15 protein-coding genes and 2 tRNA genes are annotated in these 18,845 nt (G+C 59.9%); 10 read left to right on the top strand and 7 right to left on the bottom strand.

The window, feature by feature from the left end; all coding sequences use genetic code 11:
• The first annotated feature begins 63 nt into the window (after positions 1–63).
• The 7 genes from typA to ACQ4WN_RS05545 all read left to right on the top strand — a co-directional run bounded on the left by typA (position 64) and on the right by ACQ4WN_RS05545 (position 7,490).
• Entirely contained in the window at positions 64–1,896 is a 1,833-nt protein-coding gene (gene typA, locus ACQ4WN_RS05575; protein ID WP_436550621.1) for a translational GTPase TypA, read from the top strand.
• A 119-nt stretch (positions 1,897–2,015) separates the two neighbouring features.
• A complete protein-coding gene (dusA, locus tag ACQ4WN_RS05570; protein ID WP_436550620.1) occupies positions 2,016–3,011 on the top strand; it encodes a tRNA dihydrouridine(20/20a) synthase DusA in 996 nt (331 codons plus the stop codon).
• Complete coding sequence (locus ACQ4WN_RS05565) at positions 3,011–3,475, top strand: hypothetical protein (RefSeq protein ID WP_436550619.1); 465 nt, start codon at positions 3,011–3,013, stop codon at positions 3,473–3,475. The genes dusA and ACQ4WN_RS05565 overlap by 1 nt, the downstream gene beginning before the upstream one ends.
• 534 nt (positions 3,476–4,009) lie before the next feature.
• Positions 4,010–5,749, top strand: a complete 1,740-nt coding sequence (locus tag ACQ4WN_RS05560; protein WP_436550645.1) for a methyl-accepting chemotaxis protein — start codon at positions 4,010–4,012, stop codon at positions 5,747–5,749.
• A gap of 119 nt (positions 5,750–5,868) precedes the next feature.
• Positions 5,869–6,216: an energy transducer TonB gene (locus ACQ4WN_RS05555; RefSeq protein WP_243858431.1), complete on the top strand. Its 348-nt coding sequence runs from the start codon at positions 5,869–5,871 to the stop codon at positions 6,214–6,216.
• Positions 6,217–6,384: 168 nt separating this feature from the next.
• Positions 6,385–6,957, top strand: a complete 573-nt coding sequence (locus ACQ4WN_RS05550; protein ID WP_436550618.1) for a hypothetical protein — start codon at positions 6,385–6,387, stop codon at positions 6,955–6,957.
• A gap of 149 nt (positions 6,958–7,106) precedes the next feature.
• The gene (locus ACQ4WN_RS05545; protein ID WP_436550617.1) at positions 7,107–7,490 is read left to right on the top strand and encodes a hypothetical protein; all 384 of its coding nucleotides are present in this window, start codon (positions 7,107–7,109) and stop codon (positions 7,488–7,490) included.
• A 374-nt stretch (positions 7,491–7,864) separates the two neighbouring features.
• On the opposite strand, the gene ACQ4WN_RS05540 is transcribed toward ACQ4WN_RS05545, so the two are convergent.
• The 3 genes from ACQ4WN_RS05540 to ACQ4WN_RS05530 form a co-directional block, all read right to left on the bottom strand.
• The gene (locus ACQ4WN_RS05540; protein ID WP_436550616.1) at positions 7,865–8,314 is read right to left on the bottom strand and encodes a hypothetical protein; all 450 of its coding nucleotides are present in this window, start codon (positions 8,312–8,314) and stop codon (positions 7,865–7,867) included.
• 259 nt (positions 8,315–8,573) lie between these two features.
• Positions 8,574–9,233 carry an FxDxF family PEP-CTERM protein gene (locus ACQ4WN_RS05535; protein ID WP_436550615.1) on the bottom strand — a complete coding sequence of 220 codons (660 nt, stop codon included), beginning with the start codon at positions 9,231–9,233 and terminating at the stop codon, positions 8,574–8,576.
• 339 nt (positions 9,234–9,572) lie between these two features.
• Positions 9,573–11,678, bottom strand: a complete 2,106-nt coding sequence (locus tag ACQ4WN_RS05530; protein WP_436550614.1) for a TonB-dependent receptor family protein — start codon at positions 11,676–11,678, stop codon at positions 9,573–9,575.
• A gap of 287 nt (positions 11,679–11,965) precedes the next feature.
• Between ACQ4WN_RS05530 and ACQ4WN_RS05525 the strand changes: the two genes are divergently transcribed.
• The gene (locus tag ACQ4WN_RS05525) at positions 11,966–12,412 is read left to right on the top strand and encodes a response regulator (protein ID WP_436550613.1); all 447 of its coding nucleotides are present in this window, start codon (positions 11,966–11,968) and stop codon (positions 12,410–12,412) included.
• A 223-nt stretch (positions 12,413–12,635) separates the two neighbouring features.
• On the opposite strand, the gene ACQ4WN_RS05520 is transcribed toward ACQ4WN_RS05525, so the two are convergent.
• The 4 genes from ACQ4WN_RS05520 to ACQ4WN_RS05505 form a co-directional block, all read right to left on the bottom strand.
• Positions 12,636–12,711: transfer RNA gene (locus tag ACQ4WN_RS05520), tRNA-His, on the bottom strand.
• Positions 12,712–12,853: 142 nt separating this feature from the next.
• A complete protein-coding gene (gene murI / locus ACQ4WN_RS05515) occupies positions 12,854–13,699 on the bottom strand; it encodes a glutamate racemase (protein WP_436550612.1) in 846 nt (281 codons plus the stop codon).
• A gap of 67 nt (positions 13,700–13,766) precedes the next feature.
• On the bottom strand, positions 13,767–15,308 hold the full coding sequence (locus ACQ4WN_RS05510; protein WP_436550611.1) for a fumarate hydratase: 1,542 nt from the start codon (positions 15,306–15,308) through the stop codon (positions 13,767–13,769).
• Between the two features lie 85 nt (positions 15,309–15,393).
• Complete coding sequence (locus ACQ4WN_RS05505) at positions 15,394–16,008, bottom strand: YqhA family protein (protein ID WP_436550610.1); 615 nt, start codon at positions 16,006–16,008, stop codon at positions 15,394–15,396.
• 293 nt (positions 16,009–16,301) lie between these two features.
• Here ACQ4WN_RS05505 and acs point away from each other — a divergent pair, with 293 nt between their 5' ends.
• Positions 16,302–18,308 carry an acetate--CoA ligase gene (gene acs / locus ACQ4WN_RS05500; RefSeq protein WP_436550609.1) on the top strand — a complete coding sequence of 669 codons (2,007 nt, stop codon included), beginning with the start codon at positions 16,302–16,304 and terminating at the stop codon, positions 18,306–18,308.
• A gap of 210 nt (positions 18,309–18,518) precedes the next feature.
• Positions 18,519–18,609, top strand: a tRNA-Ser gene (locus ACQ4WN_RS05495).
• Positions 18,610–18,845 lie beyond the last annotated feature (236 nt).

The raw sequence follows: 18,845 nt of genomic DNA, 5'->3' as shown, positions 1-18,845 counted from the left end.
TAGCATTCGGGTATCTCGTACACCTTGTACGCACTCCGCAGTTTTTCAGTAACTACTACGACCATGTCAAATACAAAACGCGCAATTCGTAATATCGCCATTATCGCCCACGTTGACCACGGCAAAACCACGCTGGTGGATCAGCTGCTGCGCCAGTCCGGCACCTTCCGTGAAAACCAAGCGGTCGACACCCGAGTCATGGACTCGAACGACCTGGAAAAGGAGCGCGGCATTACGATTCTGTCGAAGAACTGCGCTGTTGAGTACGAAGGCACCCACATCAACATCGTCGACACCCCAGGCCACGCCGACTTCGGCGGCGAAGTGGAACGTGTTCTGTCGATGGTTGACTCGGTATTGCTGCTGGTCGATGCACAAGAAGGCCCGATGCCGCAAACCCGTTTCGTCACGCGCAAAGCGCTGGCACTGGGTCTGAAGCCTATCGTTATCGTCAACAAGGTCGACCGTCCAGGCGCGCGCCCGGACTGGGCCATCAACCAGACGTTCGAACTGTTCGACAAGCTGGGCGCTACCGACGAGCAACTGGATTTCCCTATCATTTACGCTTCGGGCCTGAACGGCTATGCCGGCCTGACCGAAGACGTGCGCAGCGGCGACATGAAGCCGATGTTTGACGCCATCCTGGAACACGTTCCAGTGCGTGACGACAATCCGGAAGGCCCGCTGCAGATGCAGATCACCTCGCTCGATTACTCGTCGTACGTCGGCAAGATCGGCATTGGCCGCGTCAACCGTGGTACCGTCAAGGTCGGCCAGGACGTGCTGGTCATCAATGGCCCAGGCGCTACGCCAATCAAAGGCCGCATCAACCAGGTGCTGAACTTCAAGGGCCTGGAGCGCGTGCTGGTGGACGAAGCCGTTGCCGGCGACATCTGCCTGATCAACGGTATCGACGAAATCGGCATCGGTTCGACCCTGTGCGCAGTCGATACCCCGGACGCGCTGCCGATGCTGACCGTCGACGAGCCGACCCTGACCATGAACTTCATGGTCAACAACTCGCCACTGGCTGGCCGCGAAGGCAAGTTTGTTACCTCGCGCCAATTGCGTGACCGTCTGGACCGCGAACTGAAAGCCAACGTTGCTCTGCGCGTTTCGCCGACCGACGATGACACGATCTTTGAAGTATCGGGCCGCGGTGAGCTGCACCTGACGATTCTGATCGAAAACATGCGTCGCGAAGGCTTCGAGCTGGCCGTATCGCGTCCACGCGTGGTGTTCAAAATGGTCGATGGCGTGCGCCACGAGCCGTTTGAAAACCTGTCGGTTGACGTTGAAGAAGTCAACCAGGGCGGCGTCATGGAAGAACTGGGCCGTCGTCGTGGCGACCTGCAAAACATGGAATCGGATGGCAAGGGCCGCGTGCGTCTCGAGTACCTGATCCCGGCGCGTGGCCTGATCGGCTTCCAGGGCGAATTCATGACTCTGACCCGCGGTACCGGCTTGATGAGCCACGTATTCCATGAATACGCGCCTGTCGACAACAGCCGTGGCGAAATGGCTGGCCGTCGTAACGGTGTGCTGATCTCGCAAGATGACGGCGCTGCTGTTGCCTACGCTATCTGGAAACTGCAAGACCGCGGCCGCATGTTCGTATCGCACAATGACCCAGTCTACGAAGGCATGGTCATCGGTATCCACTCGCGCGACAACGATCTGGTCGTCAATCCGATCAAGGGCAAGCAGCTGACCAACGTGCGTTCGTCGGGTACCGACGAAGCAGTGCGCCTGGTACCGCCAATTCAGATGTCGCTGGAATACGCAGTCGAATTCATCGAGGACGACGAACTGGTGGAAATCACGCCTAAATCGATCCGTCTGCGCAAGCGCTTCCTGAAAGAGCACGAGCGTAAAAAAGCGTCGCGTGATTCGTAATCTGTTGTAGAGCATGGCCTGCGGGCCATGCCGCTCCCGGCCCGCTGCGCCGCGTCACCGTCACTGGTGAGGCGCGCAGCGGGTTTGTCATTTGCAGCTCCTGTTTTTTTGTAGACACCATGACTTCCTCTTCTTTGCCTTCCCGCCGCCTGTCCGTCGCCCCCATGATGGACTGGACCGACCGCCATTGCCGCAAGTTCCACCGCGAAATCACGCGCCACACCTGGCTGTATACCGAGATGGTGACGACCGGTGCGCTGGTGTACGGCGACGTGGAACGCCATTTGCGCTTCAACGACGAAGAGCATCCGGTGGCGCTGCAGCTGGGCGGCAGCGATCCGACGGACCTGGCCACCAGCGCGAAACTGGGCCAGCAGTGGGGCTATGACGAGATTAACCTGAACTGCGGCTGCCCGTCCGAGCGCGTGCAAAAGGGCGCGTTTGGCGCCTGCCTGATGGCCGAGCCGCAACTGGTGGCCGACTGCGTGAAAGCCATGCGCGACGTGGTCGATATCGACGTCACGGTGAAGCACCGCATCGGCATCGACGACAGCGAGTCGTATGACTTCGTGCGCGATTTCGTTGGCACCGTGGCCGACGCCGGCTGCAAGACATTTATCGTGCATGCGCGCAATGCCATCCTGAAAGGCTTGAGCCCGAAGGAAAACCGCGAAGTGCCGCCCCTGAAATATGACTATGCCTACCGCTTGAAGCGTGATTTTCCCCAGTTCGAGTTCATTATCAATGGCGGCATCAAGACCCTGGACGAGATCGACCTGCACCTGCAGCACCTGGACGGTGTGATGCTGGGTCGCGAGGCCTATCACAACCCCTACGTGATGGCGCAGTTCGACCAGCGCTATTACGGCGACGACACCCCTGTAAAAACGCGCGAGCAGGTGCTTGAAGCGATGATCCCTTATATTAGTGCGCAACTGGAGAAGGAAGCGGGGCGGCTGAAGCTGAACAGCGTCACGCGCCACATGCTGGGTCTGATGCAAAACCTGCCCGGCGCGCGCGGCTTCCGCCAGACCCTGTCGGATTCAAAAAAGCTGGCCTCGGGCGACCCGCGCCTGCTGCTGGAAGCGGCGGCACGATTGTCGCTGCCTGCGTGATGAGCGGCGGCTGCCACGGCCTTGCGCGCCAGATTGACGGCTACCTGCTGGCCGTCAGCGCGCTCAAGGATGACGGCAGTCTCTTCATGTGTTCCTATCTGGGCGCGCTGCCGCCGCAGGCGTCCTTTGACGCGCTGTGCCACGCGCTCAAGATAGCGCCGGACGGCTTGCGCCTGCAGCCGATCGAGACGGTCGTGTGCAGCGGCGCCTTGTGCACGCCGCGCCAGTGGCTGCTCGAACGCTTGCTCCCGGTGAGCGAGGCTGACCGGCAGCCGCTCGACGTGCGTTTGTTCGACGGTTTCGAGCGCGAACTGGCCGACCTGCTGGGTGGCGAACCCTGCTGGTATCAACTGGTATCGTCTGGCCAGCGCAGCCTGGCCGGTCAATTGGGCGCCATCTGGAGCGTCTTTGTCTTTGGCACAGAGTGCCACGCCTATGTGATGCATTGCAGCTGGGATCGCTGATCCAACTTGTCTATACCGCTGTCCTGGCGCAGTCGTATTGCCTGTACTCCCCCTTCCTCTGAACACCTCTCCAAAAACGATGCCATATGGTTATGCCATGTGTTGTAAATGCGCTGTTTCGGAGCACGCCCGCACTGTCGTGGGGCATTTCTATGGGGCAAGAAACGGCGTTGTTGCCATTTCCCCGAAGAAAGTTAATCAGGCATTTATTCAGGTACTTATTGCTTGCTTTGAGGCAAAATTTACACCTATAATTGATTATAGACAAATATTTCTCATATGAATTTTTGATGTTGATCTCGCATCAACGGTGTCAAAAATTCAGCGTGTGGAAGAAGTTTGCATTCGCAGTCACTGGCGTTTTCAGGGCTGTTGTAGACCAGGAAGTACCCCAGGCTGCGTGCGGCCGGAGACCGCCAGCATACCAATGGGTAAGGGCGGATACCGGTGTTACGCAGCCTTCGTCTTGTCGTGCCGGGCAAAAATCCTTATCAATAGTTTCATTTACGAAGAGCCGAAATGAATTTAGCAAAAATGAAGGTTGGTACCCGCCTGGGCCTGGGTTTCGCCCTGGTACTGGTTCTGCTGGTGGCCGTGACCGTCCTCGGCATCGCGCGCATGGCGCAAATCCAGGAACGTCTCGACCACGTGATTAATGTCAACAATGTCGTCACCCGTTTGGTGATCGACATGCGTGGCAACGTCAGCGACCGCGTCACCTCGCTGCGCATCCTCACCCTGATGACCGACGCAAGCGATATGGAGCCGGAAATGGCGCGTATCAAGACGCAGACCAGCAGCTATCAGGAAACGCAGAAAAAGCTCGAAGAGAAATTTGCTGTCGAGTCGACTGCCGAAGAGAAGACCTTGCTCGCTTCGATCAAGGAATACGAGGCAGCAGCCATGCCGGCTATCGCCAAGGCGTCGGCACTGTGGATGGCCAACGATGCCGAAGGCGCCACGCGCGTGATGATCAAGGAAATCCGCCCGGTACAGAAAAAATGGATGGATGCGCTGGAGCAACTGGCCACCCTGGAAGACAAGTTGAACGAACAGATGCAATCGGATGCCCGCAAGGCGTTCGACAGCGCGCGCCTGTTCATGATCATCCTCGGCGTACTGGCTGTGGCGATGGGCGTGGCGGCGGCACTGGTGATTACGCGCGGCCTGCTGAAACAGCTGGGCGGCGAGCCTGACTACACGGCATCGATCGCTGGCAGCATCGCCAATGGCGACCTGTCGATCGGCATCCACACCCAGCCTTCCGATACGTCCAGTCTGCTGGCGGAAATGAAGGAAATGCGCAACAGTCTGGTGGGCATCGTCGGCCAGGTACGCGTGGGCACGGAAACCATCGGCACGGCGTCGCGCGAAATCGCCGACGGCAATATCGACCTGTCGTCGCGTACGGAAATGCAAGCGAGCGCACTGGAAAAAACGGCGTCGGCCATGGAAGAGCTGACTTCGACCGTGAAACAGAATGCGGACAATGCGCGCGAAGCCAACAAGCTGGCGGCCACCGCATCGGACGTGGCCCTCAAGGGCGGCTCCGTGGTGTCGCAAGTGGTTGACACCATGAGCTCGATCAATGAATCGGCGAAAAAGATTGTCGACATCATCGGCGTCATCGATGGCATCGCCTTCCAGACCAACATCCTGGCGCTGAATGCGGCCGTGGAAGCGGCGCGTGCCGGCGAGCAAGGCCGCGGCTTTGCCGTGGTGGCCTCGGAAGTGCGCAACCTGGCCCAGCGTTCCGCTGGCGCCGCGAAAGAAATCAAGATCCTCATCGACGATTCGGCCGAGAAGACCGAGCGGGGCACGCGCCTGGTCGGCCAGGCCGGCGTGACGATGGGCGAAGTGGTCGACAGTGTGCGCCGCGTTACCGACATCATGAGCGAGATCGCCAGTGCCAGCCAGGAACAAAGCGCGGGCATCGAACAGGTCAACCTGTCGATCATCGAGATGGATGGCATGACGCAGCAAAATGCGGCGCTGGTCGAACAGGCGGCCGCTGCGGCGCAAAGCCTGCAAGACCAGGCGGCCGAACTGGCCCACGTGGTCAGCATCTTCAAACTGGTCGACGGCGAAGAGAAGCCCGCAGCGTATGCGCCGGCACCCGTGGCCGCTGCACCAGTGGCCGTGCGCAAGCCGGCGCCGGCATTGCGCCCGGTCAAGTCGCTGACCCGCAAGACGGAAGCGGCCGCTCCTGTGGCAGCTCCGGCGCCACGCAAGGCGGCAGGTGCCGGCAGCAATGACGAGTGGGAAGAGTTTTAAGCGCCAGGTAGTTTGACGGAGGCATGGTGCTGGTACCGGGGGTAGACATCCCGGCGACACCAGCCTTCTTGGCAGGCAAGAAGTTGTAATTACCGTATCTGATAATCTTGGGGAAGCACATGTTTGAGAATAAACGTTTGATGAGTGTTGCAGCAGTCTTGCTGGTTTCCGTTTCTTCCGCCGCCTTCGCGGCCGAGGTACCGGCGTCGTTCGATGCCAAGAACTGCAAGGCCGACTATCCAAAAGCCTCGCTGATGAACGAAGAGCAGGGCACGGTGTCGATGTCCTTCCTGGTGAATGCCGATGGCAGCGTTGCCGACTCGAAAGTCGAGAAGAGCAGCGGCTTCAAGAACCTGGACAAGGCCGCCATCAAAGCCTTGTCGGCGTGCAAGTTCAAGCCGGGCACCAAGGATGGCGCCGCCGCGCAAACCTGGACCAAGGTCGATTACGCCTGGAAGCTGGACTGATCCACGTAGCGCCGGGAGCGTCGCTCCCGGCCTGGCCGACTCCGCTACGGGCGGCGCCTGCAAGGGTGCCGCCCGTTCTGTTATGTGCGCCAGTCAACGGCGCCGCCGCTCCCGATTCTGTTACCCTCGAAACATACCTTCGGGTTCTCTCACCACAAGAGGCTTACCATGCAGCGCATTCTGACACTTTCCTCCCTGGCCGCCACCGGCTTGCTGCTTTCCGCCTGCGCATCGCTGGGCACGCCTGCTGGCTTGCAGTCAGGGCAGACCGTGGCCGTCGTGAATAGCCTGAGCTGGGACAATCCCCTGACGGGCAAGCGCGACGGCGTGCGCACCAGCTGGCCTATCAAGGATGGCAAGATTGCCCCTGAATATTTTCCGCTGGCGCAATTGAAGCGATGCGAGGCGGATGGCAAGCCTTGCGCCTGGGGCGTAATGCGGGCGCAGCGCAGCGCGCCCACGCTGAGCTTTGCGGACGGCGGCGTGGACGTGGCCTTGAATGTGTCCATCGACGTGGCGCGACGCCAGGATGCGCGCCAGGGCGAGATGCAAACGGCGATGGCGATTCCGCAGGATGTGGCGGCGCTGGCCGGCCGGCAACAGTTGCAGCCCAGCTGGAAATTGAAGTATGGCAAGGTCGAGCAGGTCGAATTCGATTACGGCGTGCGTTACCAGATGTGCGTGCAGCGCTATGATGCTGCCGGCAAGGCCATCGATACCTGCGCGATTCCGTTTATTTGAGGAAACATGCCGCCTGCGCCCCTGTGGTAGCTTTGCCACATTTCATGTTGCGGCGTGCATCGGGGTGTAACAATCGGTAAAAGCACAGCAAAGCACGGCGTAATTTCTTATAGTACTTAATTAAGGTAGTACAGATTAGGAGAATTGCGATGAAAACCCTGTTGGCAGTAATGTCGCTGGCCGCCCTGGGTGGCTGCGTCGTGGCGCCCCCCGGTCCCGCATATTACGGTTCGCGCGCGCCGCAGGGGGCCTACAATCCATACGACTGGCATACGGTTTCGTCCGAACCGGTGCAGTCGGGCCGCGTGATGAGCTCACCGCGCGTCGAATACACGAATGACCCCGTGTATGTTCAGCAGCAGCCGGTATACGTGCAGCAACCCGTGTATGTGCCGGCACCCGTGTACGCGCCGCAACCGTATTATTACAATCCCCCCGTATCGATCGGGCTGGACTTCATGTTTGGTTTTGGACGCTACGGCGGACACCGTGGTGGTTGGGGCGGGCACGGACGCTATTACGGCCGCCGCTAGACGTTCCCTGCAGCACCGGACGCCAGAATGCGCGTCGCGCTTCCTACTATGCGAAGCACGGCGCGCATTCTCATTGGCGGGCGGCGCCGGGAAGCTGAATCAGTGGAAATACACGGAACATCAGTGGAAATACACGGAACTCTGGTGCAGTACGTCCGCCGAGCACAGGATATACATCGCCGCCGCTGCCAGACCTATTTGCAAGGCGCCAAAGCTGATCGGGATGAGGCGGGACATGTCGTACTCCTGAGTGGTGTGGGGTGTGGTCAGGCTTTCATCATAGTTTGAGTGGATGCTTTCGGGCATCGGATGAATGACCGCCGCTTTGTAGGACAACACCCCGTACCTTTGGCCCAGCCTCGCTCTCCAGCGGCCTAGCGATTTTTCCAGCGCACCACCGGCTCTTCCGGCGCCGTGTCCGGCACGTTCGAGATCGTCAGCCAGTGTGTCAGGCGTTCCGGATGCTTGAGACTGATGCCCATGCCATCGATGATGCCCACCTGTTCCAGCATGCGCGCATCGATCTTCGCCTTCGATACCGTGGGCGCGCCCATGACCATGCGGTCATACGCCTTGCGCGCCTTGTGCTCCCATTTGTGCAGATTGCTTTCGTCGAAACGGTTCGCTTCGAAGTACACGGTCAGGGTTCCATCGAGGTTGCCGAAGCCGACAATGCCCGCGCCCTTGCGGATGGTGGTGGTATTGTCGATGTCAAACTCCGCCGTGGGCACGAAAATGCCGGCGCGGCCATCGATGTCGGGGCGTCCCACGGGCGTATCCTTGCCGTAGGAGCTGGTTTCGGTAATGGTTTTTTCTGCAGACATGGTGCGTGTGTGGCGGCCGTGCCGGGAGCGCAAACGGGCCCGGCAGCGCCAGTCATCCTGTTCAAAAAATGCGTGCTGATGATCAGGGCGGGGTAGTGGCCCTGGCGGAGCGATGCTTGGCATTGCTTGATACCTCGCTATTGTAGCGCCAATTTAATTCTTCTTGGCAACATTTCTTATGCCTATGCACCCGTTTGCCAATGAAAAAAGCCGCCCGGCCAATTAGGCGGGGCGGCTGTTGCGCGACGACTGTTCAGATTCAGGCGGCGCTCTTGCGGCGTGCCATGAAACCCAGCAAACCCAGGCCCAGCAGCATCATGGCGTAGGTTTCCGGTTCTGGCACGGCGGCCATCACGGAGACATTGTCCAGGTAGGAGCCGTACGTGGGCGCGGAGACGGGGCCGATCGATTCGAAGCGCAGCACTGTCGAGCTATCCAGTGCCGTCAGGTTCTGGCTGTAGCTTTGCCAGACACCGCCCGTGTTGCCGACCAGGGCCGTGGGTGTCAGCAGGGTAGAGCCCCAGTACACATTCATCAGGCTGCTCGCACCGCCCGGCGTGTCGGGACGGCCCGAATAGGCAAACGACAGCGCATACGTGCCGCCAGCCGTGGTGGCGATCGATTGCGACAGCGACGACAGGCTTTCGGTATTGAGTTCCAGGTATTGCGTGCCATCGGCGGCGACGGGGTTGAAACCGCTCTGGCCGCCTTGCGTGGCGCCTTTCTGGATTTCAAAGGCCGTATCGCCGCTGACGGACGAAGTCCAGCCCGTTACAGCGCTCAACTGTGCGTAGGGCGAGGCAATGACATTGCTTTCGAAACTGCCGTTGACCACCAGTTCGGTCGCGGCATTGGCGGCGCCAGCGGTGGCCAGTGCGGCCAGTGCGGCGATCTTGAAGAGAGTGGCAGGCGTTTTCATAAGCGATCCGTTTTAGTTGGTTAAAAATCAATTTGATTTCCTAAATGACATTTAAAGAATATCACTAAAACTCACATAAAGAACACATGCTTGATAAAAATAAATGCAATTGTGAAATCATTTATATCTACAAGGCAATTTATTTCCATGGTGAATGAATTGCAACGTCGCTCCAGAGCGAACTGTGCCTTGGCGCTGCTTGCACCACAGTATTTTTGTGACATCGGGGCGTAAAAAAACCTGCATCGTTACAACAACGAAGCAGGTTTTTTTCATGCCGTAGGCATAGGTGGCGACGTATCGATTCGATAGGCAGCGCCGCGCGCGGGGATCGGCGTATCAGAACGCCAGGCGTCCCTGCAGGTAGACCATGCGTGGTGCGCCCACCAGCTTGCCCAGGTTGCCATCCGACGTGCGCGTGAAGTAGCGCTTGTCGCTGAAGTTGTTGACGCCGGCGACCAGTTCCAGGCCTTTCTGGCCCGGCACTGTCCATTTCACTTGCGTGTTCCAGGTACGGAAGCCCGGGATCACGCCCAGGTTGCCGGCCGGGTTTTCTGCCACGCTGTTGGCGTCGTCGGCGAACTGGCGGCTCTGGTGGCTGCTCGACAGGTCGAAGCCCCAGGCGCCCAGCTGGTAGTGGGCGCCGACGGTGTCCGTGTTGCGCGAATAGAAAGGCACGTCATTGCCCGCGTTCACGCCATCTTGCAGGGTGGCCTTGGTGTGGGCGTAGGTGGCGTAGGCGTTCAAGCCGGCTAGCGGGCCGGACTGGTCGAAGTGGTAGTCGATGGCCGTTTCCAGGCCACGGTGATGCGTGGCGCCCACGTTGTAGAACACGGCGTTCTCGCCGCTGCCCACGGACTGGATCTGGTTGTCGAACTTGATGTTGAACAAGGTTGCTTCGGCCGACAGCTGGCCGCTCTTCCAGCGCGCGCCCAGTTCGGCTGTTTTCGCCAGTTCCGGCTGCAGCGGGTTCTTGCTGGACTGCGCATTGAGCTGCGTATTTTGCACTGCGCCAAACGAGCTGTTGTAGTTGCCGAACAGGGTCACGTTGTTGTTGAGCAGGTAGGCCACGTTCAGCGAGGGCAGGGCCTTGTTGTTGAGTAATTCGATCTTCTGGTCGACCGGCAAGTGGTTGTAGCGCACCGTCTTGATGTGTTCATAGCGCACGCCCGGCGTGATGCGCCAGGCGCCGATGGCGATCTTGTCGTCGATATACACGGCCTGTGCATTGGTGGCGTTGTCGGCAAAGCGCGTCGGCTTTTGTTGCACGCCGCTGGCGATGACGACGTTGTAGATGGCCTCGTCGGCCCGCTCGGCCAGGTAGCGGTAGCCGACGGTGACGTCCTGCGAGACCTTGCCCGTGATGAAGCGCTGCGTGTAGCGGGGCTCGATGGCCGTCGTTTCATAGTTGCGCGGCTGGTGGCCCAGGTTTTCTTTGCTGATCAGGGTGCTTTCGCGCGAGCTCTTGTTGTAATAGGCGCGCACTTCCACTTCCTGCGTGCCGGACAGGGCATTCAGGTAGCCGATGTCGACAGCCTTGCGCTCGCCGCTCCAGTAGTCGGTGGGGCGCGTGTTCTGGAACGGGTCCGCCTTGTACTGCGCGGCGGTCAGGCCGCCCGGCGTGCGCGACGTCACGTCGTAGTAAGACAGCTTGCCATACACCTCGGCCGTGGGGCTCAGGTCGTAGCGGAATTTGAGGGCGAAATCGTTGACTTTTTCATCGCTGCCCACCCGCCAGTCGCTGCCGCGGATGCCCGAGTACAGCACCGCCAGGCCCAGGCCGCTGTCGAGCTGGGTGCCGGCAAAGACGCTGGCCTGCGTGTTATGGCCCACTTCGCTGTAGGTGTTATGGCGCACGGTGGCGTCGCCCGTGATGCCTGGCGTGGTGGGCACGCGGCGCGTCTTGAAGTTGATGATGCCGCCCACGTTTTGCGGGCCGAAGCGCACGGCGCCGCCGCCGCGCACCACGTCGACCGTCTCGACGTTGGCCAGGCTGACGGGCGCGAACGACAGTTGCGGCTGGCCATACGGCGCCACCGACATCGGGATGCCATCGAGTAAAACCGTGCTGCGCGGCGAGTAGCGCCCGGCCAGGCCGCGCACACCGATATTGAGGGAGATGGCACTGCCGGCGCTGCCCGAGTTGTCGCTGATCTGCACGCCGGGTATGCGGCGCATCACGTCGCTGAGGCTGGTCGCGCCCGAGTTTTCGATGTCATCCTTTTGCACCACCGTGCGCGCGCCGGCGAAATTTTTCGTACTGGCGGCCATGCTGGTGCCCAGCAGGTTGCTGCTGACCTGGATGGATTCCAGGATGGGACCGGCGTTATCAGCCGTATTGGCGTCTTGTGCCTGCGCGGCAAGGGAAGTGCCCAGGCAGGCGAGCGCAATGGCCAGCGCGCACGGGCGCAGCGAAAAGGGCAGTGGGGAAAGTGTGGCGGCCATGCATGGATCTCCGTAGTGACAATGCTTGCGCGGGTAATCAGGCGGCGCGACAACATCGTGGCGTGAACATCCGGCGCAAGGGGATAAGAATGATAATGATTCTCATTTTATCCGTCAATTGCGCATACTGCGTAGAAGTGGCTTTCGCCGGGACATGGAAGGAAGTGTTGTTGATGCGGTACAGCGGAACGCAAGGATTGCCGCTTGGCACCATTGCTGGGGTGCGGCGGCATTGTGCGTGCTTCTTGTATACTGCCGCTTTTGCAGCCGTCAGACGTGAACGTACAATGAGCCAGACAACTGAAACGACATCAGGCAATCCCCCCGTGGAACGCCGCCAGGGCGACCAGCCGGCAAGTGCTGCGCGCAAACTTAATCTGCTGGTGGTCGACGACAACCAGGAAGTGGGCGAATCGTTGGCCATGCTGCTCGAAGCGCTGGGGCATAGCGCGGTGGTGGTGCGCAACTGGCAGATGGCCGTCGAGCAAGTCAAGCTATGCGTGCCCGACGCCGTCTACCTCGACATTGAAATGCCCGGCATCAGCGGCATCGAAATCGGCCGCCGCCTGCACCACCATCCCGAGACGGCCAACGCCGTGCTGATCGCCGTCACCGGCCACAGCCTGCCCATGTATATGGACGACGCGCTGGCCGTGGGCTTCCGCCACTTCCTCGTGAAACCCGTGCGCCTGGAAGACCTGGCGACGACGGTGCAGTCGGTGCTGGCGGGGTAGGTTTTCTGCTGCCCCGGCTGATGAGTGCTCGGGTGTTCAGCGCAGCGGCGCGAAATTGCAAGCCGAGTGCATGCGTCACCTTCAAAATGGTGTCGAAGCTCGGATTGCCTTCGGAGGACATGTTGCGGGAGCAGAGGACTGAAGTTGCCTCATGCAGGTGCGCTGGAATGAAAAAAGGGTTACAAGCCGAAGCGTGTAACCCTTTAATTTACTACTAATTCTGTGGGGTGGCTGATGGGGCTCGAACCCACGACAACAGGAATCACAATCCTGGACTCTACCAACTGAGCTACAGCCACCACTGTCTTACTTACCTGTTTAGCTGTTTTGCTGAACAGGTGCCGAATTATACAAAGAACTCGGCGAAGTGGCAAATCTAAATGCAGTCTTTTTTAAAGAATCGAAAGATTGCATGAAAACGGTCGCTTTTGCTCACGCTGCTCACACGGACAGGTGTTCGACGGGCGGCTGCAAGTCCAGCAAACCGGCGAAGGCTTTCGCCAAGGACTCGACCTTGGCCGTCGTGTAGCCCTGCAGTCGTGGTGCGTTGTTGTCGATGCGGCGCAGACTTGCCGCGTCCAGCAGGCGGGCCAGCTGGCGCGCCACGGCGTCGCCGGTGTCGACCAGGGTGATTGGTTCCTGCGTATGCGCGCGCACCGTTCGGACGATGGCGTCCTGTACGAACGGGTAGTGCGTGCAGCCCAGCACCAGGGTATCGACGCCCTGCGCCAGCATGGGCGCGATGTAGCGCTCCAGCATGGCGCTGGTGGCATCGACCGGGTCGTGGCCCAGCTCGCACTGCTCGATGCGGTCGGCCAGGCCGATGCAGGGCTGCAAGATGAACGTGGCGCCCGTGGCGGCGCTTACCTGCTCGCGCAGGGCCAGCAGCTTGTCGCCGCGCAAGGCGCGTTCCGTGGCCAGCACGGCGATCTTGCCATTGCGGCTGATGGCCGCCGCTGGTTTCAAGCCCGGCTCGACGCCGACGATGGGCAGGTCCGGGTAGCGCGCGCGCAGCGCCTTGATGGCGGCGATGGTGGCCGTGTTGCACGCCACCACCAGTGCTTTCGCGCCTTGCTGCAATAAGAAGGCGGTGATCGCCAGCGAACGGTCGACCACTTGCTGTTCCGTCTTGTCGCCGTATGGCGCATATGCGGAGTCGGCAAAGTACATCAGGTCTTCCTGCGGCAGTTGCGCGCGGATATGGCGCAGCACCGACAGGCCGCCCACGCCGGAATCAAAAATGCCGATGGGTGCGTCTGGGCGGGCACTGCTTGCAATAGAAGTCATATAAAGCCGAAGGAGATAAAAAAACGCCGCGCTGATGTTGCCGCGCGGCGTCTATGGTAGAGCTTGTTTAAGCGACCGTCACGGGAATCTTGCTGACGCTACTGAGTTGCTCGATCTTCGCCTGCCACTCTTTCGGACCCGTGTTGTGCACCGAAGTGCCCTTCGCATCCACGGCCACCGTCACCGGCATGTCGACGACGTCGAATTCGTAGATCGCTTCCATGCCCATGTCGGCAAAGCCCAGCACCTTGGCGTGCTTGATGGCTTTCGACACCAGGTAGGCGGCGCCGCCCACGGCCATCAAATAGGCCGACTGGTGCTTCTGGATCGATTCGATGGCGACCGGGCCACGCTCGGCCTTGCCGATCATGGCGATCAAGCCCGTTTTTTCCAGCATCATGTCGGTGAACTTATCCATGCGCGTGGCGGTGGTCGGACCGGCCGGGCCGACGGCTTCGTCGCGCACAGGGTCAACCGGACCAACGTAGTAGATCACGCGGTTTTTAAAGTCGACCGGCAATTCCTCGCCGCGGGCCAGCATGTCCTGGATGCGCTTGTGCGCGGCATCGCGGCCCGTCAGCATCTTGCCGTTCAACAGCAAGGTCTGGCCCGGCGTCCACGAAGCGACTTCTTCTTTCGTCAGGGTATTCAGGTCGACGCGCTTGGATTTTTCCGTGTCCGGCGTCCAGTGCACTTCCGGCCACGACGACAGCGATGGCGGCGTCATGTAGGCAGGGCCGGAGCCGTCGAGCACGAAGTGGCCGTGGCGCGTGGCGGCGCAGTTCGGGATCATGGCGACAGGCTTCGACGCGGCGTGCGTCGGGTGCATCATGATTTTCACGTCGAGCACGGTCGTCAGGCCGCCCAGGCCTTGCGCGCCGATGCCCAGCGAGTTGATCTTGTCGCAAAGCTCGATACGCAACTCTTCCAGTTTATTCTGCGGGCCGCGTTGTTTCAGCTCAAACATGTCGATGTCTTCCATCAACACCTCTTTTGCCATCAGCATGGCTTTTTCGGCCGTGCCGCCGATGCCGATGCCCAGCATGCCAGGCGGGCACCAGCCGGCGCCCATCGTTGGCACGGTTTTCATGACCCAGTCCACCAGCGAATCGGATGGATTCATCATGATCATCTTGGATTTATTTTCCGAGCCGCCGCCCTTGGCAGCGACTTTCACGTCGACGGTATTGCCTTCGACCAGTTCCATGTGCACCACGGCTGGCGTGTTGTCCTTGGTGTTCTTGCGGTCGAAATGCGGGTCGGCCACGATGGAGGCGCGCAGCTTGTTGTCGTCGAAGTTGTACGCGCGGCGCACGCCTTCGTTGACGGCGTCGGTGACTGTGCCGCTGAAACCTTCGAAGCGCACGCCCATGCCGATTTTCAGGAAGACGTTGACGATACCCGTGTCCTGGCAGATAGGACGCTTGCCTTCCGCGCACATGCGCGAGTTGGTCAGGATTTGCGCGATCGCATCTTTTGCCGCCGGGCTTTGCTCGGCCGCGTAGGCGCGCGCCAGGTGCTCGATGTAATCAGCAGGGTGGTAGTAGCTAATGTACTGCAACGCTGCGGCGACGGATTCGATCAGGTCTTCTTGCTTTATGACAGTCATGGTGTTCTCGCGGTGGATAAGAAGGGTAAGACTTTGATGCTGTTTGCTGTTTGCTGTTTGTCAATCAATATAGGAGCGCCAGAACTTAGTGGGGTGCTCGCGCCTGGTTCTGCGTCACCGTCATGATGCGGTCCGTGTACGCAATCGCCATCGCCGACAGGATGAAAACGATGTGGATGGACGTTTGCGCGATGATCACTTCGATCTTGTACGAGTTGGCGTTGATGAAGGTCTTCAGCAGGTGGATGGACGAAATGCCGATGATGGCCATCGCCAGTTTCGTTTTCAGCACGGATGCATTCACATGCGACAGCCATTCCGGCTGGTCCGGATGGTCATCGAGGTGCATGCGCGAGACAAACGTTTCGTAGCCGCCGATGATGACCATGATCAACAGGTTCGAGATCATGACCACATCGATCAAGCCCAGCACCACCAGCATGATGGTCGCTTCATTGAGCTTGGTCGGCAGGGCGCCGCCCGGTACGGCCACGGCCGTCAAGACGTGCTGCAGGGCCGCGTCATTGCCGAACACGGCGCCGATCAGGTCCGACAGTTCCACCCAGAAATGAAATACGTACACGCATTGGGCGAGGATCAGGCCCAGGTACAGCGGCAGCTGCAGCCAGCGCGACATGAAGATGAAGGCGGACAGGGGGTGCAGTTTGCTATGTTTGGGTTTTTGTGAATGGTCGATCATCTGGAGTTTCCTGGGGGTAAATACCAATTTTTGGTATGCCCGACATTTTACACTTGCTGCCGATCACTGCGCATACCCTCGATTTGGATTCTTGGCTTTGATGAAACACAAAGCGGCATCAAGTAGTTTCGGTGTTGTCGGTTTTTCATCCTGAAGGCTGGACGGCGTACGCTTGACGCCCGTCGCCAGTGGCGATTATGGTTAGAATGGATCGAGGAAAACGCTGCATGTAAGGCGTCCGTAAGACAGCAGGCATATTGTGTTAACAAACAATTACTACACTGGAGACTAGCATGGCCGCTATAGAGAACCAAGGGCAGGGCACTGAGCAGCAGGGACCGGAAGAGTCGCGCGTATTTGAACCGTCGGCAGCATTTGCCGCACAGGCAACGATTTCCGGCATGGACGCTTACCGCGCCATGGTGGCCGATGCCGAACGCGACTACGAAGGCTTCTGGGCCAAGCTGGCGCGCGAAAACCTGAGCTGGAAAAAGCCGTTCACCCGTACCCTGAACGAAGACAACGCCCCGTTCTACAAGTGGTTCGAAGACGGCCTGCTGAACGTGTCCTATAACTGCCTGGACCGGAACATCGAAAATGGACTGGGCGACAAGACGGCGATCATCTTCGAAGCGGACGATGGCACTGTCACGAAGGCAACGTACAAAGAGCTGCACGAAAAAGTCTGCAAGTTCGCCAACGGCCTGAAATCCAAAGGTATCGCCAAAGGTGACCGCGTCATCATCTATATGTCGATGTCCGTCGAAGGCGTTGCCGCAATGCAAGCGTGTGCGCGCATCGGCGCCACCCACTCCGTCGTCTTCGGCGGCTTCTCGGCAAAATCCTTGCAGGAACGCATCATCGACGCGGGCGCCGTCGCCGTCATCACGGGCGATGAGCAATTGCGCGGCGGCAAGAAGCTGCCACTGAAATCCATCGTCGACGAAGCGCTGGCGCTGGGCGGCTGCGAGTGCGTGAAAAACGTCATCGTCTACAAGCGCACGGGCAGCGACTTGCCGATGGTGGCCGGCCGCGACACGTGGCTGCACGACCTGGTCGAAGGCCAGAGCGCGCAATGTGAGCCGGAATGGGTCGATGCCGAGCATCCACTGTTTATCTTGTACACCTCCGGTTCGACGGGCACGCCGAAGGGCGTGCAGCATTCGAGCGGCGGCTACCTGCTGTGGGCCGCGCTGACGATGAAGTGGAGTTTCGACATCAAGCCCAACGACGTGTTCTGGTGCACGGCCGACATCGGCTGGGTGACGGGCCACAGCTACATCGCGTATGGCCCGATGGCCGTTGGCGCCACGCAAGTGGTGTTCGAAGGCATCCCGACCTACCCGAACGCGGGCCGCTTCTGGGAAACCATCAAGAAGCACAACGTCAGCATCTTCTACACGGCGCCGACGGCCATCCGTTCGCTGATCAAGGCAGCCGACGTGGACCCGAAAGTCCATCCTAGCAACTACGACCTGACCAGCCTGCGCCTGCTGGGTACGGTTGGCGAACCGATCAATCCGGAAGCGTGGATGTGGTACTACAAGCATATCGGCGGCGAGAAATGCCCGATTGTCGATACCTTCTGGCAAACGGAAACGGGTGGCCACATGATCACCCCGCTGCCAGGCGCCACGCCGATGGTGCCCGGTTCCTGCACCCTGCCATTGCCAGGCATCATGGCCGCCATCGTCGACGAAGCGGGCCAGGATGTGCCGAATGGCCAGGGCGGCATCCTGGTGGTAAAGCGCCCATGGCCATCGATGATCCGCACGATCTGGAACAACCCAGAGCGCTTCAAGTCCAGCTACTTCCCGGAAGAACTGGGCGGCAAGATGTACCTGGCAGGCGACGGTGCCATCCGCAACAAGGAAACGGGCTACTTCACCATCACGGGCCGCATCGATGACGTCTTGAACGTGTCGGGCCACCGCATGGGCACGATGGAAATCGAATCGGCCCTGGTAGCCAACCCGCTGGTGGCCGAAGCGGCCGTGGTGGGCCGTCCGGACGACACGACAGGCGAATCGATCTGCGCCTTCGTGGTGCTCAAGCAAGCGCGTCCGACGGGCGAGGAAGCGAAACGACTGGCGCTGGAGCTGCGCAACTGGGTCGGCAAGGAAATCGGCCCGATCGCGAAACCGAAGGAAATCCGTTTCGGCGACAACCTGCCGAAAACCCGCTCCGGCAAAATCATGCGCCGCCTGCTGCGCGTGCTAGCCAAGGGCGAGACGATCACGCAAGACGTGTCGACCCTGGAAAACCCGGCGATTCTGGATCAGCTGAAAGAAACGTCCTGATGTTGCTTGGGTAGCCGAAACCCAAACCAACATCCGGGGTCGGACCCTCAGGGTCCGACCCCGGCCCTTGCCGGGTTACTGTATGGCGCTACTTTTACTCCAGGGTAAATAACTTTGGCAGTCCGTAGAATCTTTGCTATAATCTGCGGCTTCGCGACAAGCGATATGCAGTACGCAATGTGAGCAAGCAAGACGCACGCATTGCCTTCAGGAGAGATGGCTGAGCGGCTGAAGGCGCACGCCTGGAAAGCGTGTATAGGGTAATACTCTATCGGGGGTTCGAATCCCCCTCTCTCCGCCAAAGACGAAAAAGAAAAAGCTACCCTCGGGTAGCTTTTTTTTCGTCTGTACGCGGAGAGAAGCAGGGCGCCTGCGCGCCCTGCGCGGGGGATTCGAAGGGTCGGGCCTACCGGCCCGGCCCTCTCCGAATCGACTGACTGCTGCCGCTACGCGGCAGCCTCGCGCGCCGTAGGCGCGCGTTTGTGGTTCTAATTAGGTTTCGACTGAGCGAGCTTCTACGGCGTCCAATGCATCAGT

Origin of the sequence: Janthinobacterium pasteuri (assembly GCF_051380775.1) — a bacterium.
In the GTDB taxonomy this organism is placed as follows: domain Bacteria; phylum Pseudomonadota; class Gammaproteobacteria; order Burkholderiales; family Burkholderiaceae_D; genus Janthinobacterium.
This window is presented reverse-complemented; position numbering and strand designations above follow the sequence as displayed.